This is a genomic window from Janibacter sp. LM (assembly GCF_039631275.1).
Lineage (GTDB): Bacteria > Actinomycetota > Actinomycetes > Actinomycetales > Dermatophilaceae > Janibacter > Janibacter terrae.
Window position 1 is genome coordinate 68841 of the sequence record NZ_JBDIVG010000011.1, and the last position, 15899, is coordinate 84739.

12 protein-coding genes and 1 tRNA gene are annotated in these 15899 nt (G+C 72.1%); 1 reads left to right on the forward strand and 12 read right to left on the reverse strand.

The window, feature by feature from the left end:
- The first annotated feature begins 159 nt into the window (after window positions 1-159).
- Window positions 160-4071: a heterodisulfide reductase-related iron-sulfur binding cluster gene (locus tag ABC138_RS07385; RefSeq protein WP_345913134.1), complete on the forward strand. Its 3912-nt coding sequence runs from the start codon at window positions 160-162 to the stop codon at window positions 4069-4071.
- Between the two features lie 141 nt (window positions 4072-4212).
- On the opposite strand, the gene ABC138_RS07390 is transcribed toward ABC138_RS07385, so the two are convergent.
- The 12 genes from ABC138_RS07390 to ABC138_RS07445 all read right to left on the reverse strand — a co-directional run bounded on the left by ABC138_RS07390 (window position 4213) and on the right by ABC138_RS07445 (window position 15818).
- Window positions 4213-5511: a DUF222 domain-containing protein gene (locus ABC138_RS07390; RefSeq protein ID WP_345913135.1), complete on the reverse strand. Its 1299-nt coding sequence runs from the start codon at window positions 5509-5511 to the stop codon at window positions 4213-4215.
- A 90-nt stretch (window positions 5512-5601) separates the two neighbouring features.
- Window positions 5602-6006, reverse strand: a complete 405-nt coding sequence (locus ABC138_RS07395) for a DoxX family protein (RefSeq protein WP_068328981.1) — start codon at window positions 6004-6006, stop codon at window positions 5602-5604.
- A 113-nt stretch (window positions 6007-6119) separates the two neighbouring features.
- The gene (locus ABC138_RS07400) at window positions 6120-7061 is read right to left on the reverse strand and encodes an ABC transporter substrate-binding protein (RefSeq protein WP_345913136.1); all 942 of its coding nucleotides are present in this window, start codon (window positions 7059-7061) and stop codon (window positions 6120-6122) included.
- Window positions 7058-7792, reverse strand: a complete 735-nt coding sequence (locus ABC138_RS07405) for an ABC transporter permease subunit (protein WP_338537509.1) — start codon at window positions 7790-7792, stop codon at window positions 7058-7060. Before ABC138_RS07405 ends, ABC138_RS07400 begins: the two co-directional genes overlap by 4 nt.
- Window positions 7789-8439, reverse strand: a complete 651-nt coding sequence (locus ABC138_RS07410; protein ID WP_068328976.1) for an ABC transporter permease — start codon at window positions 8437-8439, stop codon at window positions 7789-7791. The genes ABC138_RS07405 and ABC138_RS07410 overlap by 4 nt, the downstream gene beginning before the upstream one ends.
- Window positions 8436-9554 (reverse strand): ATP-binding cassette domain-containing protein, encoded by a 1119-nt coding sequence (locus ABC138_RS07415; RefSeq protein WP_345913137.1) that lies wholly within the window; start codon window positions 9552-9554, stop codon window positions 8436-8438. Before ABC138_RS07415 ends, ABC138_RS07410 begins: the two co-directional genes overlap by 4 nt.
- A 40-nt stretch (window positions 9555-9594) precedes the next feature.
- Entirely contained in the window at window positions 9595-10626 is a 1032-nt protein-coding gene (locus ABC138_RS07420; protein WP_068424249.1) for a 3-hydroxyisobutyryl-CoA hydrolase, read from the reverse strand.
- 47 nt (window positions 10627-10673) lie between these two features.
- Complete coding sequence (locus ABC138_RS07425; protein ID WP_345913138.1) at window positions 10674-12152, reverse strand: amidase; 1479 nt, start codon at window positions 12150-12152, stop codon at window positions 10674-10676.
- A gap of 544 nt (window positions 12153-12696) precedes the next feature.
- Window positions 12697-13272, reverse strand: coding sequence for a dCTP deaminase (gene dcd, locus ABC138_RS07430; protein WP_345913139.1), 576 nt, complete (start codon window positions 13270-13272; stop codon window positions 12697-12699).
- Window positions 13273-13309: 37 nt separating this feature from the next.
- Window positions 13310-14434: a hypothetical protein gene (locus tag ABC138_RS07435; protein WP_345913140.1), complete on the reverse strand. Its 1125-nt coding sequence runs from the start codon at window positions 14432-14434 to the stop codon at window positions 13310-13312.
- Window positions 14435-14581: 147 nt separating this feature from the next.
- Window positions 14582-15700 carry an ECF transporter S component gene (locus ABC138_RS07440; RefSeq protein WP_345913141.1) on the reverse strand — a complete coding sequence of 373 codons (1119 nt, stop codon included), beginning with the start codon at window positions 15698-15700 and terminating at the stop codon, window positions 14582-14584.
- A 47-nt stretch (window positions 15701-15747) separates the two neighbouring features.
- Window positions 15748-15818, reverse strand: a tRNA-Gly gene (locus ABC138_RS07445).
- Window positions 15819-15899: the final 81 nt, after the last annotated feature.

Sequence of the window (15899 nt, forward strand, 5' to 3'; positions counted from 1 at the left end):
GGTGTTATGGATATTCCAACATCGCGTTATCCATGGTCGCAAGGGGGTCTCAGGAAGGGGGTGCGCCCCCTTCCCGCCTCCGAGCCGGGGCCGCGCGAGGTGACGAGGGCCGCACGACCTCGAGGCTTTTGCGGACCGCGCGCGACCTAGACTCCCCCCATGTCTGCCCTCCAGATCGTCGCGATCATCCTCGGGGTCGGGGTCACCATCGTCGGATGGGGCCTGCTCGCTCGAGCCGTCAAGCACTTCTTGTCCGTCTTCAAGCTCGGAGCGCCGACTCCTGCCAAGGAGCGGACGAACCAGCCGGCCACACGCACGGCGACCCTGCTCCGGGAGTTCCTCGGCCACACCCGCATGGCGCGGCTGCCCGTCGTGGCGATCGCCCACTGGGTCACGATGATCTCCTTCGGCGTGCTCTTCCTGACGCTCGTCCAGGCGACGGTCCAGCTCTTCGACCCGCACTTCGTGCTGCCCCTCATCGGCTCGTTCTTCCTCTACGAGTGGATCACCGAGCTCTTCGCCGTGACGGGCATCGTCACGATCGTCATGCTGATGGTCATCCGGCAGAAGAACCACCCGCGCTCCGCCGACGGTGAGGACGGTCGCAGGTCTCGCTTCTTCGGCTCGACGTTCTGGCAGGCCTACTACGTCGAGCTGACGATCCTCGGCGTCGGCATCTGCATCGCGCTGCTGCGCGGCCTCGAGCGGGCGCTGCTGCTCAACACCGGCGAGACCGACCACGCGTCGCTGCTGCACTTCCCGCTCACCGGGTGGCTCGGGTCACTCTTCTCGGGGATGTCCGTCGGCGCCCTCGAGGCCGGCATCGTCGTCGTCGCGCTCATCAAGCTGCTCATCTCGTACGCGTGGATGATCACCATCTCGATCAACCCGACGATGGGCGTCGCGTGGCACCGCTTCCTCGCGTTCTTCAACATCTACTTCAAGCGCCACGCCGATGGCCGCACCTCGCTCGGTGAGCTGCAGCCGATGCTGGTCGAGGGCAAGCCCTTCTCCATGGAGGTCATGGAGGAGATGGAGGAGGAGACCACCCTCGGCGTGGGCAAGGTCGAGGACTTCACCTGGAAGGGCCTGCTGGACTTCTCCACCTGCACCGAGTGCGGGCGCTGCCAGAGCCAGTGCCCGGCGTGGAACACCGAGAAGCCCCTCTCCCCCAAGCTGCTGATGATGACGCTGCGCGACCACGCGCACGCCAAGGCGCCGTACCTGGCCGCCGCCAACGGCACCTCGGGCGTCCTCTCCTCCTCGGGTGGCGCCCGATCGCAGACCGCCCACGGCGCGGTCGCGCTGGCCGGCGCCCCGAGGCAGACCGACGGGTCCGTCGCCACCGCCGAGCCCGACGCGATCAACTGGGCCGAGATGGCCCTCGTCGGCCAGACCGGCTACGACGTCGACCACCCGCTGTCGGCGTACAACCCGCACGGCCCGGACGCCGTCATCGACGAGGACGTCCTGTGGTCCTGCACCACCTGCGGCGCCTGCGTCGAGCAGTGCCCTGTCGACATCGAGCACGTCGACCACATCGTCGACATGCGGCGCTACCAGAACCTCATCGAGTCGGCCTTCCCGAGCGAGCTCGGAGGCCTGTTCAAGAAGCTCGAGTCCAAGGGCAACCCGTGGGGCATGGGCGCCAAGGCGCGCCTGGACTGGGCGAAGGACCTCCCCTTCGCCGTCAAGGTGCTCGGCGAGGACGTCGAGTCCGCCGACGAGGTCGACTACCTCTTCTGGGTCGGCTGCGCCGGCGCCTACGAGGACCGGGCCAAGAAGACGACGCGTGCGGTGGCCGAGCTCTTCGACCACGCCGGCGTGGACTTCGCGGTCCTCGGCAACGGCGAGACCTGCACGGGCGACTCCGCTCGCCGCGCCGGCAACGAGGTGCTCTTCCAGATGCTCGCGGAGCAGAACGTCGAGACGCTCAACGAGGTCGGCGCGACGAAGATCGTCGTCACCTGCGCCCACTGCTTCAACACGATCAAGAACGAGTACCCGCAGCTCGGCGGCAAGTACGAGGTGCTGCACCACACGCAGCTGCTCAACCGCCTCGTCCGCGAGAAGAAGATCGTGCCGGTGAACCGCCCCGAGGGCCCGCGCAAGTCGAGCCTGAAGGACGTCGCCTCGTCGGCGCCGTCGGTGACCTACCACGACCCGTGCTACCTCGGTCGCCACAACAACGTCTACGCGCCGCCGCGTGAGCTCATCTCCGCCCTGCCGGGTGTCGAGCTCAAGGAGATGGAGCGTTCCAAGGAGAAGTCCTTCTGCTGCGGCGCCGGCGGTGCCCGCATGTGGATGGAGGAGCAGCTCGGCTCGCGCATCAACCTCAACCGCACCGAGGAAGCGATCGCGACCGGCGCCGACCGGATCGCCGTCGGCTGCCCCTTCTGCCGCGTGATGCTCAGCGACGGCCTGACGGCCAAGCAGTCGGAGGGCGCGTCCGAGGACATCGAGGTCGTCGACGTCGCGCAGATGCTGCTGGCGTCCATCAAGGAGGCCACCCCGGCCCAGGCCAAGTCCGGCACGACCGAGGCGCAGGAGCAGGCCGAGGCCGAGCCCAAGACCGCCGTCCCGGCTCCGGCCGAGGGCCAGGACGCGAAGGGGGCGACCCCGCAGGCCCCGAGCGAGGCCGAGACGGCCCAGACCGCCGAGGCGGTCGAGGAGGCCGGCGAGGACCCGAAGGCGGTCAGGGGCAACGAGACCGTGGCCGGCAAGAACGCCGCCCCCTCGTGGGAGACCGGCTCGCCAGCCGCCAAGAACGCCGCGCCCTCATGGGAGACCGGCGCCGCTGCCCCTGCGGCCGAGGAGCCCAAGGCCGAGGAGCCCAAGGCCGAGGAGCCCAAGGCCGAGGCCACCGCCGCCGACAAGAACGCCGCCCCTTCGTGGGAGACCGGCTCGGCAGCCGCCAAGAACGCAGCGCCCTCATGGGAGACCGGCGCCACTGCCCCGGCGGCCGAGGAGTCCACGGCCGAGGAGCCCAAGGCCGAGGCCACCGCCGCCGACAAGAACGCCGCCCCTTCGTGGGAGACCGGCTCGGCAGCCGCCAAGAACGCAGCGCCCTCATGGGAGACCGGCGCCACTGCCCCGGCGGCCGAGGAGTCCACGGCCGAGGAGCCCAAGGCCGAGGCCACCGCCGCCGACAAGAACGCCGCCCCTTCGTGGGAGACCGGCTCGGCAGCCGCCAAGAACGCAGCGCCCTCATGGGAGACCGGCGCCACTGCCCCGGCGGCCGAGGAGTCCACGGCCGAGGAGCCCAAGGCCGAGGCCACCGCCGCCGACAAGAACGCCGCCCCTTCGTGGGAGACCGGCTCGGCAGCCGCCAAGAACGCCGCCCCGTCATGGGAGACCGGCGCCGCTGCCCCGGCGGCCGAGGAGCCCACGGCCGAGGAGCCCACGGCCGAGGAGCCGGCGGCGACGGCCCCTGCTGCCGCCGACGACTCCGTCGCAGCCAAGAACGCCGCCCCCTCCTGGGAGACCGGCGCTCCAGCGGCACCGGCGACCGAGCCCGCAGCGGCTGAGGCTCCGGCCGAGCAGCCGCAGGCAGAGGTCACGGAGCCCGACGTCCAGGCCACCGAGGCACCGGCTCCGTCCGCCAGCGACAGCGACCTCGCCGCCAAGAACGCAGCTCCCTCGTGGGAGTCCGGCGGTCCGGCGGCGACCCCGGCGGCTGCGGCCACGGCCACCGAGACCACCGCGCCCGTCGCGGAGGAGGCCCCCGCCGAGGAGCCCAAGGCGGAAGAACCCAAGGCGGAAGAGCCGAAGTCCGAGGCACCGGCTCCGGCTGTCCCGGCCGCCAGCGACAGCGACCTCGCCGCCAAGAACGCAGCTCCCTCGTGGGAGACCAGCGCTCCGGCCGCCGCCCCGGAGACCCCGGAGGCCCCGCAGGCCGAGGCTCCCGTTGGCGAGACCGTCGAGGAGACCCCGGTCGCGGAAGCCACGGTCGACGAGACCGCACCTGCGCAGGACCAGGCCGAGGAGGCCCCCGCACCCACTGCGCCTGCATCGGATGACACGCACATGTCGGACCTGGCGAAGAAGAACGCCAACCCGTCCTGGGAGTGATTCCCGGACGACCCTGCGAAGGGGGCTGCGCACCACGGTGCGCAGCCCCCTTCGTCGTCGGCCCCTCCACTGTCGGCAAACCACCGGATGGACACACACCTCGGCACCCGGCCGCGGATGGCCGGGTGCGGGGCGAGGTCGCTAGACGTGCCAGGTCACGTGCGTGGCGGTGATGGTGGCCGTCAGGTCGTGGGTGTGCACATAGGTGTGGTGCGACTCGCAGAGCAGCGCCCCGTTGCTGATGTCACTGCCCCCACCGCGCGACCACCAGCGCACATGGTGCGCATCGCACCACTGCGGCGGGCGCGTGCACCCCGGGAAGGTGCACCCCTTGTCCCGCAACCAGATCGCCCGCTTCTGCGCCGCGGTGAACCACCGGGCGGCGCGTCCCAGGTCGAGGATCTCGCCCCGGGTGCCGAGCACGGCCGGGATGATGCTGCTGTCGCAAGCCATCCTGCGCACCACGGCCGGCGACAGCACCTGCCCGGAGGCGGTGAGCCCACCGCCGCGCAGCCCGTCGAGCAGGGTCTGCAGATCGACGGTCACGATCACCTGCCCCTTGTCACCACTGGGGCGGTCACCCGGTGCAGCGGTCGCCTGCCGCAACAGCTCCACGAGGGCGTCGGCCCGGCGCCGCGTGGCCGCTCGCTCGTCGCGTCGACCATCCGGTCCCGTGACCGGCCCGGAACGCGTAGCGATCGCGGCATCGACCACTGCTGCGCCCTCGCTGTCCAGCGTCACCCGGTACGTCGACAGACCAGCAGGCCCCTCGCTCTTGGTGAAGGTCCGCCCCGCGCGCGCCGCCCGTTCCTCGTCCTCGAGCTCCTTGCTCGGGCGGAGCATGCGACCGGCGAACGTGATCGCGGCGCCGAGCTCCTTCTCGGTCAGCCCGCGGACCCGCTCGTCGGCACGCCCGTCCGGACCGGCCGGTCGGACCTCGTCGCGCGCCCCGTGGAGGAGCGCCGCGAGATCGTGCTCCAGCGCCTCGGGATCAGCCACCGGCGCGACGGCGGTGTGAAAGCGCACCAGCTGGTCGGCCTTCGCCAGCGGGAGGTCCCCTGCCTCGAAGGCCGCCACGACCGCTGCAGCGGGTGGCTCCCCCACTCCGCTACCCGCCAGACCGGCGTCACCGGCCTCGGCCACCCGGACGACCCTCGCCGAGTGGCGCACGTCGGGGGCCGGGGCGGACCCCCCTTCGCATCGCGCGACCCAGTCCACCGGCGACCACGACGACTCGGCGGGCAGCCCGCGCCCGACGCCCTCGCGCACCAGCGTGACCTCGGCGACCTCCAGGAGCTGCCGCGCTCGACCGACCGCGGCGAGCGCCGCCTCGACCTCTCGATCGGCCAGAGGCCACGACTCGCCCGTGTCCTCGAGCGCACGCGCCGCTGAGAGGACTCCGTCGAGGAGTCCCGCTCGGACCGCCGCATCCTGCGCCATGAACCAACACTAGGTGCGACCACCGACAGCGTTCCGGACATGCGTCAGCCCCGGCCACTCGGCCGGGGCTGACGTCATGCGGGGCTCAGCTCAGAGCAGCGGGCCCGTGACCGTGAGGCCGAGCTCGGGGACCAGCACGAAGAGGGCGAAGAGCGCGAGCGCACCACCGGCGAGCGAGAGGGTCTTGTTGAACTGGACCTGCTCGTTCATGCGGGCCTCGCCCTCGGCCGTCCAGTACTTGTGCATGAGGAAGGCGATCGGCGCGACGGCCACGAGGATCATCAGCGACCCGAGGTCGCCCCACACGCCGAGGATGACCGAGAGGGACCCGACGAGCATGAGCACGCCGGAGACGATGACGCTGAGCTTGGCCGCGGGGACACCCACGGACTTGGCGTAGCCGGCCATCGCCTCGCTCTGGGTCAGGTGCCCGATGCCGGACGCGATGAAGATCGCGGCGAAGAGGATGCGGGCGATGAGGACGATGATGTCCATGGGTGGTGCCTCCGATTTTCGTTGTTGCTTGAACTATCAGAAAGTTGAAGCGTCAACGTCCTCGAAATGTTCCCCACACTGTTCGTGACCTACGTCACCAGACCCGCTGGTCTTCAGTCGAGGCCCTCCTCGGCGAGGAAGTCGGCGGCCACCCGGTCCGGGTCCTCCTTGTCGATGTCGGTCTTCTTGAGCATCTCCTGCAGCTTCTCGGTCGTGAGCTTCGCGGACACCTCGTCGAGGGTCTTCGCCACCTGGTCCTCGACCTCGCCGCGGACGAGCGGCACGACGTTCTGGGAGCCGAAGAGGTTCTTGGGGTCCTCGAGGACCACGAAGTCGTTCTCCACGATGGTCGGATCGGTCGTGAAGATGTTGGCTGCCTGGACCTGCCCGTTCTTCAGGGCGCCGTTGGTCGCCTGGCCCGGCTTGAGCGGCCGGAAGGACTTGAACTCGATGCCGTACTCGTCCTTGAGACCGGGGACGCCCTGGATGCGGGTCTTGAACTCCGACGGCGCGCCGAGGGTCATCTCGCCGGCGACCTCGGACAGGTCCTCGAGGGTCTTGAGGTCCTTGGACTCGGCCGTCTCCTTCGTGACGACGACGGCGTCCTTGTCCTCGGCGGCCGACTTCTCCAGCACGGTGAGGTCCTCGGGCAGCACCTCGGTGAGGGCGTCGTACGCCTTGTCCGGGTCGCTCTCGGAGAAGGTCTTGTCGTAGTACAGGGCGAGCGCACCGGTGTACTCGGGCATGACGTCGACCGAGCCCTCCTCGAGCGCCTTGAGGTAGACCTCGCGAGAGCCGATGCCGGTCTTGGTCGAGGCGTTGACGCCGTCGGCCTTGAGCGCGCCGGCGTAGATGTGCGCGAGCAGGGTCGACTCGGAGAAGTCGGCGGACCCGACCACGACGTCGCCACCGCTCTCGCCTGCGGCGTCGGAGCTCGAGGAGCTGGAGAGCGGGTCGCTGCCGCCCCCGCAGGCGGACAGGCCGAGCGCGCCGACCATGGTCAGGGCGAGCGCGGCGGTGCGCAGCGGACGGCGCGGGGTTCGGACGGGGGTCATGGGGTTCCTCCTGCGGGTGCGGTACGGGTGGGTGACGAGGATCGAAGGGGGCGGGATCGACCGGTGAGTCCCGGCGAGACCACGAGACGCTCGAGCAGCGCGAAGGGGGCGTCGAGGGCCAGCGCGAGCAGCGCCACGAGGATCGCGCCGCCCGCCGTGCTCGCGTAGTCCTGGACGGCGAGACCGTCGATGAGGAAGCGACCGAGACCGCCGAGCCCCACGTAGGCGGCGACGGTGGCGGTCGCGACGACCTGGAGCACGGCGGCGCGCAGGCCGGAGATGAGCAGCGGCAGCGCGATGGGCAGCTCGACCTGCCACAGCACCTGCCGACCGGTCATGCCGATGCCCTTGGCCGCGTCCCGCGCCGCCGGGGGCACGGCCTCGACACCCGCATAGGCGCCCGAGAGGATCGCCGGGATCGCGAGCAGCACGAGGACGATGACGCTCGGCACGAGGAAGGCGGCGTCTCCGGGCAGCCGCGGCAGGAGCACGAGCGTCAACGCGAAGAGCAGACCGAGCGTCGGCACCGCGCGCACCGCGTTGGCCGCGGTGACGAGCCACCGGCCGCGGCCCGTGTGCCCGATCCACAGGCCGACCGGGATCGCGATGGCCGCCGCGATGAGCAGCACGATGAGCGTGTAGCCGGTGTGCTCGAGGAGCCGCGCGCCGATGCCGTCGGCCCCGGACCAGGTGGCGCCGCTCGTCAGCCAGTCGAGGATCGAGGCGATCATGCGGAGCCCCCCTGCCCGGCCCGTCGCCACGGCGTGAGGACCCGTTCGAGGGCCCGGATCGCGAGGTCCAGCACGAGGGCGAGCAGCACGCAGCCGAGGATCCCGGCGGCGAGCTCGCCACCGATGGCGCGGTTGTACCCGTCGACGAGCAGGTCTCCGAGCTGGCTGACGCCGATGAGCGAGGCGATCGACACGATCGACACGTTGCTCACCGCCGCGACCCTCAGGCCGGCGGCGATGACGGGGACGGCGAGCGGCAGGTCGACACCGAAGAACCGCCGGACCGGCGTGTACCCCATCGCCGTGGCCGATCGGGCGACCTCCTCGGGCACCGACCCGAGCCCGTCGACGACCGAGCGCACGAGCAGCGCCACGGTGTAGATCGTCATCGCGACGACGACGTTGACCGGGTCGAGGATGCCGGTGCCGAGCACGAGGGGCATCAGGACGAAGAGCGCCAGCGAGGGCACCGTGTAGAGCAGCCCGGCGGAGACGATGACTGCCCCGCGGATGCGGCGGTGCCGGTTGGCCAGCCACCCGAGCGGAAGGGAGACCAGCAGCCCGACCACGAGCGGCACCCCGGCGAGCCACGTGTGCCGCAACGTCAACGACAGGATGTCGTCGAGGTGGTCGAGGATCCAGCTCATGCGACCGCACCCGGGTCGCGCGGCCGCTCCCGGGACTCGATGACCGAGAGGACCTCGGTCGCCCGGCAGGTGCCGACGAGCGCGCCGTCGCCGTCGACGACCACGCCGCGGCGGCTGGGCGAGGACAGGGCCGCGTCGAGCGCAGCACGGAGCGGCCCGTCGAGCCGGGCGAGCGTGCCACCGAGGGACAGCCCGTCCGCCTCGACGGTGGCGTGCCCGGTGAGGTCGGCCGGTCGGGCCCAGCCTTGCGGGTGCCGCTGCCCGTCCACGACGAGGACCCAGCCGTCGGGGCCGGCCGCGGCGGCGGCCTCTGCGACCGGCGCGCCCAGCACGATCGTCGTCTCGTCGTGCGCGGGGATCCGCGCGTGCTCGAAGCCCAGGGCCCGGTACCCGCGGTCCCGACCGAGGAAGTCGGCGACGAACCCGTCGGCAGGGTGGGCGAGCAGCTCCGCGGGGCGCGCGAGCTGGGCGATCCGACCGCCGACCTGGAGCACCGCGACGTGGTCGCCGAGCTTGATCGCCTCGTCGATGTCGTGGGTGACCATGACGATCGTCTTGCCGAGCTCTGCCTGCAGGCGCAGGAACTCGTCCTGCAGCTGCTCCCGCACGACCGGGTCGACCGCGGAGAAGGGCTCGTCCATGAGCATCACCGGCGGGTCCGCGGCGAGCGCGCGGGCGACGCCGACGCGCTGCTGCTGGCCGCCGGAGAGCTGGGTCGGGTAGCGCCGGCCGAGAGCCGGGTCGAGGCCGACGAGCTCGAGCAGCTCGCGAGCCCGCGAGATCGCCTCGCGCTTGCCGACCCCGAGGAGGAGCGGCACCGCCGCGACATTGCGCTCGATGGTGTGGTGCGGGAAGAGCCCACCGTGCTGGATGACGTACCCGATCCCGCGCCGCAGCTCGGCCGCGTCCATCGCGAGCACGTCCTGCCCGTCGATGGTGACTGACCCGGAGGTCGGCTCGATCATCCGGTTGATCATCCGCAGCGTGGTCGTCTTGCCGCAGCCCGAGGGACCGACCAGGACGGTGATGGCGCGGTCGGGCGCGGTGAGGCTGAGGTCGTCGACGGCGACCGTGCCGTCGGGGTACTGCTTCGTGACGCCGTCGAGCCTGATCATCGGGACTGCCTGTCCTCGGTCCACCGTGGTCTGGATCAACCTAACCCTCGAGCACCGACATCACCTCGCTGCGCGTGACCTCATCCACGTCCGCGTGCTCCCAGCGTGGCTGCCGGTCCTTGTCGACGAGCAGCGCCCGGACCCCCTCGACGAAGTCCGCCCGGGCGAGCAGCCCGCGGCTGATCCGGGTGTCCGCCTCGAGCACCTCGCGCACGGACCCCGCCGTGGCCGCCCTGCGGAGCGCCGCGAGCGTCACAGCCACCGACAGGGGTGAGCGAAGGGAGATCTCCTCGGCCGCCGCACGGGCAGCCGGGTCGGCGTGCTCGCGCAGGCGCGCCAGGATCACCGCGGCGTCGTCGCCGGCGTAGCACTCGTCGACCCAGCCGTGCGAGGAGGCGAGGTCGCCCCCCTTCGTCATGGCACCAGCGGGGACCGGCTCGATCGGCCCTCCCCCGGCGACGGCGGCGATGAGCTCGGGCAGGCGGGTGTGGTCGACGACCGCGTCGGCGAGGCCGACGTGCACGGCGTCGGCACCGGTGACCGTCGCGCCGGTGAGCGCCATGTGCGTCCCGACCTCACCCGGCGCGCGGGAGAGCAGGTAGGTCGCGGCGACGTCGGGGAAGAAGCCGATGATCGTCTCGGGCATGGCGATCCTCGAGCGTTCGGTCGTCCAGCGGGCGGTGGCGAACATGGACAGGCCCAGCCCACCGCCCATGACGATGCCGTCCATGACGGCGACGACCGGCTTGGGGTACTCGGCGATCTGCGCGTCGAGCGCGTACTCGTCGGCCCAGAAGTCCACTCCCCCGGACGTGCCCGTGAGGTGCGCCTCGCGGACCGCCCGCACGTCGCCACCGGCGCAGAACCCCCGCTCGCCGGCGCCCTCGAGGCTGATGGCCGTCACGGCGTCGTCATCCGCCCAGGCGGCGAGGCGCGTCTGCATCGCGACGACCATCTCGCGGGTGAGGGCGTTGATCGCCCGGGGGCGGTTGAGCAGCACCCGCCCCAGTGATCCGTCGACGGCGAAGAGCACCTCGTCGGTGCCGGTGGTCCCGGGGGTGAAGTCAGCCATGGTCGTCACCCAAGCACACGCGGCCACGCCGGCAGGCACGGGCCGAGCTACCCCTGACCGTCGATGCGGGCGAAGGGGGCTGCGGCCTCCAGCTCGAAGGCCAGCTCGAGGAGCAGCCGCTCCTGGCCCGCGCGGGCGGAGAACATGACGCCGATCGGGCGCCCGTCGTCCGTCCGGCCGAGCGGCAGCGAGATCGACGGCTGGCCGTTGGCGTTGTGGATCGGGGTGAACCCGACGTACTCGAGCAGGCGCCCCATGTGCGTGTCGAAGTCCAGGTCGCCGGAGAGGTACCCGATCCGCGGCGTGGTGTGGACCAGGGTCGGCGTGAGGACGACGTCCGCGTCCGCGGGGAAGAGCCGCGCCGACGCCGGACCGGTCAGCGCGAGGCGGGCGAGGTAGAGCGGCGCGCGGTGCAGGCGCCGCTTGGCGCGGGCGGCGAGGCCCCGGGTGAACATGTCGAGGCGCCCGGGGTCGAACCCTTCGCCGTAGAGCTTCGTCCCCCGCGCGGACGAGGCGAGGGCGAGCAGCGCCCAGTAGTCCTGGAAGTCGGTCCTGAAGAACTCCGGCACCGGCACCGGGGTGTCGGGGTCGACGTCGTGGCCGAGGCCGTCGAGCAGGCGGGCGACGCCTGCGACGGCATCGCGGGTCTGCGGGTCGGTCGCCGGGGCGAGCGGGGAGTCCAGCATCATCCCGACGCGCAGGCGGCGCGCGCCCGGCCCCTCGACGAGACCGACGGCGGGGAGCCGGCGTGCCGGCTGGTGGCTCTCGGCGGCCGCGAGGAAGGTCGCGGTGTCGCGGACGGTGCGCGTGAGCACGCCGTTGACGACGATGCCGACCGGCAGCTGGTCGGTCGTCGGGTCGCCGAGGAGGCGGCCGCGGGTGACCTTGAGTCCGACGAGGCCGCACACGGCCGCGGGGATGCGGATCGAGCCGCCACCGTCGTTGCCGTGGGCGATGGGCAGCGCGCCCGAGGCGACGAGCGCGGCCGCGCCACCGGAGGACCCACCCGAGGAGTAGCCGGTCGCCCAGGGGTTGCGGGTGACGCGACCGCCGGGGCGCTCGGTCGTCGCGGTCCAGCCGAAGGGAGGACAGGTCGTCGTCGCGACCGGGATGACGCCGGTGGAGAGGAGCTGGCGCACGAAGGCGCCGTCCGCGGTCCGCGGCGCGGTCGGCAGCGCGTCGGAGCCCTGGCTCATCGGCAGACCCGCGACGTTGACGTTGTCCTTGATGGCCGTCGGCACACCGGCGAAGGGAGCCCGCGTCCCCCGCGGCAGGTGGCCGGCCCGACGGCGGGCCCGCTCGAAGTCGTCCACCGTCGTCGCCCCGAGGACGGGGTCGACCTCCTGCACGCGCGCGATGGCCGCCTCGACGGCCTCGGTGGCGCTGATCTCTCCGTGGCGGATCGCCTCCGCGACGCCCGTCGCGTCCAGGCTCGCGAGCGCGTCGTCGGCGAAGGCGCTGACGCGCCGGGAGTCGTGCTCCTCACGGAGCTCGTCATGGGCGGGGACGCGGCTCTGGGTGCTCATCCCCCGAGGTTACTCACGAGTCACGTGAGGAGGTCGCGCAGCGAGGCCCCCACCGCTCCCTGAGGAGGTCGCGCAGCGAGGCCCCCACCGCTCCCGGAGGAGGTCGCGCAGCGAGGCCCCCACCGCCCCCGGAGGAGGTCGTGCAGCGAGGTTCCACCGCTCCCGGAGGAGGTCGCGCAGCGAGGCCCCCACCGCCCCCTGAGGAGGTCGCGCAGCGAGGCCCCCACCGCTCCCTGAGGAGGTCGCGCAGCGAGGCCCCCACCGCCCCCTGAGGAGGTCGTGCAGCGAGGTTCCACCGCTCCCTGAGGAGGTCGCGCAGCGAGGCCCCCACCGCTCCGTGAGGAGGTCGCGCAGCGAGGCCCCCACCGCCCCCTGAGGAGGGCGGGCAGCGAGGGTCCACCGCTCCCTGAGGAGGTCGCGCCGCGAGGCCCCCACCGCTCCCTGAGGAGGGCGCGCAGCGAGGCCCCCACCGCTCCGTGAGGAGGTCGCGCAGCGAGGCCCCCACCGCTCCCTGAGGAGGTCGCGCAGCGACCGTCTCGAAGGGTCAGATGTCCGTGCGGTGGAAGTTCGCGAAGGACCGGCTCGCCGTCGGCCCCCGCTGCCCCTGGTAGTGCGAGCCGTACGGGCCCGAGCCGTACGGGTGCTCCGCGGGCGAGGAGAGGCGGAAGAAGCACAGCTGGCCGATCTTCATCCCCGGCCACAGCCGGATGGGCAGGGTGGCCACGTTGCTGAGCTCGAGGGTCACGTGCCCGGAGAAGCCGGGGTCGACGAAGCCGGCCGTCGCGTGGGTCAGGAGGCCGAGGCGCCCGAGCGAGGACTTGCCCTCGACACGGGCGGCGAGGTCGTCGGGCAGCGTCACGGTCTCGTAGGTCGAGCCGAGCACGAACTCGCCGGGGTGCAGCACGAAGCCCTCGTCCGGCTCGACCTCGATCAGCCGGGTGAGGTCGGGCTGGTCGGCCGCCGGGTCGATGACCGGGTACTTGTGGTTGTCGAAGAGACGGAAGTACTTGTCCAGCCGCACGTCGACGCTGCTGGGCTGGACCATCGTCGGGTCCCAGGGGTCGAGGACGACCCGCCCGCCGTCGACCTCGGCGCGGATGTCCCTGTCGGAGAGCAGCATGGCCCGACCCTATAGAGGAACGACGACGGCAGCGCCGTCAGCGGTCTCGGACTGCGTCGGCGACCGCGCGCCGCGCAGGCCAGAACCCGAAGCAGTCGATGACCACCGACAGGAGGGGGAAGGTCACCGCGAGCAGCGCCGAGGCGAGCCAGACCTCGCCCTGGTACCCGGGGCCACCGAAGGGCACATCTCCTGACACCCGCGTGGCGAGGACGGCGTACAGGCCTGCCAGCACCAGTCCGATCACGGCCGCAAGGACGGCGGAGGCGAGGCCTCGCACGGGCTGTGCACCGGGCAGAGGCAGAGCCCCCTCGAAGACGTTGAGCACGACGATCGAGCCGAAGATGAAGGGGATGGCGACCCCGACGAGGAAGGTCGGCGGGTCCAGGCCCCCGACACCGGTCCCCAGCCACATCGCGAGGGCACTGACCACCAGGATGACCGCCGTCAGCGCTCCCGCGCGTCGCGCCCCACCCGCGAGCGCCGGGGTGCCGGCGAGCGGCCAGAGGTCCAGGTGCAGCAGGAGCAGCGCCACGGCCATGGTCGTGACGACGAAGGTCATCAGCGCCCAGGCGTCGAAGGGCCCACCGGGGTCGATGGCCGCGACGTAGGCGGGCCCGGCCTTGAAGGAGTCGTAGCTGGCCAGGGCCAGGTAGGCGGCGACGGCGACGAGGTAGGCGGCCAGCTGGAGCGCGAGGCCCGCCAGGACCTGGTGGCCCATCCGCCGGAAGGGCCACCCGTCCCACACCACCGCGAAGAGGAAGGTGAACGGCACCGCCATGATGACGATGTGGGCGACGTTGGGCGAAGGGGGTGTCCGCCCCTCCCCGAGCACGACGTTGACCACGACGGCCACGATGGCCGCGACCACGAGGGCGAGTCCGGTCAGTGCGAGGCCACGCCAGGGCTGCGCCAGGCGGGTGAGCGCCCGCGGGTGCTCTCCCCGCCAGAAGGGCCCGACAACGAAGAGCGTCGGCACCGCGCAGACGAGGTAGTAGGAGACCGAGTCACGGAAGGTCGGCCATTCGAGCGTCGCGATGAGGCCGAGGGAGACGATGACGACGCCCACCAGGACGAGGAGACCGAGGAAAGGCTGCCGCAGCGCGGGTCCCGACCCTCCGTTCGTGCGGGCGGTACCGGTCACGGGTTCGGGTGCTGGCATGGGGCGAAGGTAGGTCGCCCCCGACGTCCACGGGCTCGGTGTTCCTCGGACGGAAACTGCGGTCGGCGGTGTTCGGGATTGTTCGGAGTGGTCGCTCCGGGCGCCGCGTGTGCCGCATCCTCGATCACGGACGGTGAGGGACGCCGATCAGGCACTGCCAGTGACCTCCGGGGGGAGGATCCGTTCGCCGACGCGCGGCGAACGGACGACGTCCGGTGATGACCCGTCCGGAGGACGGGACGGGTCATCACCGCGCCACTCGGGGCCCGCGATCGCGTCGGCCGTCGTCAGCCCGATGAATCCCGAGACCAGCTTGTCGAGGACCGAGGTCAGCAGGTTCATCACGAGCACGGCCGCCGGCAGGCTGTGCAGGCCCAGCCGGACGCGCTCGGTGAGCTCGTCGCCGGAGTGACCGACCGACCCGCCGTAGACCACCAGCAGGGTCGGGGTCGCGACGAGCGTGCAGACGAGCGCCGCGACGAGGTTGAGCACGAAGAACCGGGGCATGGTCCGCGCCATGCCGAACCGGCGCGCGCCGTACCCCCACACCAAGGCGCCCGCGACGTTGACCAGCGTGAAGGCGGACGAGACCCCCGGTGGGGAGCCGGCCTCGCCGAGGACATTGGTGCTCACCCCCACGAGCGCGCCCCACCACGGCCCGAGAGCGAGCGCGGAGACGGCCGTGCCCATCATGTCGAGGTAGAGCGGCAGGTGCAGGGTGTCGACGAGGAGCCGACCCAGCAGGTTGAGCACGACGCATCCCACGAGGACCGCGACCAGCCGGCGCACCGGCAGGGGCAGCCGCGGTCGAGGGGCCGGCGGCTCATCGCCCTTCGCAGCCGCGGGCGCGGCCTCCGCCTCCGGCGCGGGCTCCGGCACGCCCTCCCCCGGCTCCGGCTCCTCCGGGGCGGGCTCGCGCACCGGCGCCGGCTCCACGCTCAGGTCGTGGTGGCGCTGCGTCCACGCCTCGACGTCGTCCTCCGTGCCGCCCAGTGCCCGGACGATGTCGCGCAGGAGGTTCACGTCGAGGCGGCGCCGACCGGACCGGAAGGCGTCGTACACGGTCGTCCGTCCGGGTCGCGCGCTGCCAGCAGGTATCCCGCGCTCGCCTCGTACGCGGTCGATGCGCAGGGCGATCTCTGCGTAGGAGGGGTTCCCTGCGTGATGGCGCAGCTCGCGCAGGTCCGCCGCCAGGGCGTCGAGCCCGCGGGGCGCTGCGTCGTCGCCGACGGGCTCGCCGTCGTCGCCCGGGGCCGCCTCAGTCACGGGGGTCAGGTTAGCCGTCGCAGGACAGGAGAAAAGGGAGAGAAGAGAGCCGGTGACGGGAATCGAACCCGCGTGTCCAGCTTGGGAAGCTGGCGCTCTACCATTGAGCTACACCGGCGCGCGAGGCGCAGCGGCCATGCTAACCCACCGATGCAGGGCTACGGACACCAGTCGTCCCTTCGAGACGTTTGCTGCGCAA

Excerpts from the sequence above, each read along its gene's own strand:
- ABC138_RS07385 (WP_345913134.1), top strand. The coding sequence starts at position 160 with ATGTCTGCCCTCCAGATCGTCGCGATCATCCTCGGGGTCGGGGTCACC.
- ABC138_RS07405 (WP_338537509.1), bottom strand. The coding sequence starts at position 7,792 with ATGATCGCCTCGATCCTCGACTGGCTGACGAGCGGCGCCACCTGGTCC.
- ABC138_RS07425 (WP_345913138.1), bottom strand. The coding sequence starts at position 12,152 with ATGAGCACCCAGAGCCGCGTCCCCGCCCATGACGAGCTCCGTGAGGAG.
- dcd (WP_345913139.1), bottom strand. The coding sequence starts at position 13,272 with ATGCTGCTCTCCGACAGGGACATCCGCGCCGAGGTCGACGGCGGGCGG.
- ABC138_RS07410 (WP_068328976.1), bottom strand. The coding sequence starts at position 8,439 with ATGAGCTGGATCCTCGACCACCTCGACGACATCCTGTCGTTGACGTTG.
- ABC138_RS07390 (WP_345913135.1), bottom strand. The coding sequence starts at position 5,511 with ATGGCGCAGGATGCGGCGGTCCGAGCGGGACTCCTCGACGGAGTCCTC.
- ABC138_RS07415 (WP_345913137.1), bottom strand. The coding sequence starts at position 9,554 with ATGATCAGGCTCGACGGCGTCACGAAGCAGTACCCCGACGGCACGGTC.
- ABC138_RS07435 (WP_345913140.1), bottom strand. The coding sequence starts at position 14,434 with ATGCCAGCACCCGAACCCGTGACCGGTACCGCCCGCACGAACGGAGGG.
- ABC138_RS07400 (WP_345913136.1), bottom strand. The coding sequence starts at position 7,061 with ATGACCCCCGTCCGAACCCCGCGCCGTCCGCTGCGCACCGCCGCGCTC.
- ABC138_RS07395 (WP_068328981.1), bottom strand. The coding sequence starts at position 6,006 with ATGGACATCATCGTCCTCATCGCCCGCATCCTCTTCGCCGCGATCTTC.
- ABC138_RS07420 (WP_068424249.1), bottom strand. The coding sequence starts at position 10,626 with ATGGCTGACTTCACCCCCGGGACCACCGGCACCGACGAGGTGCTCTTC.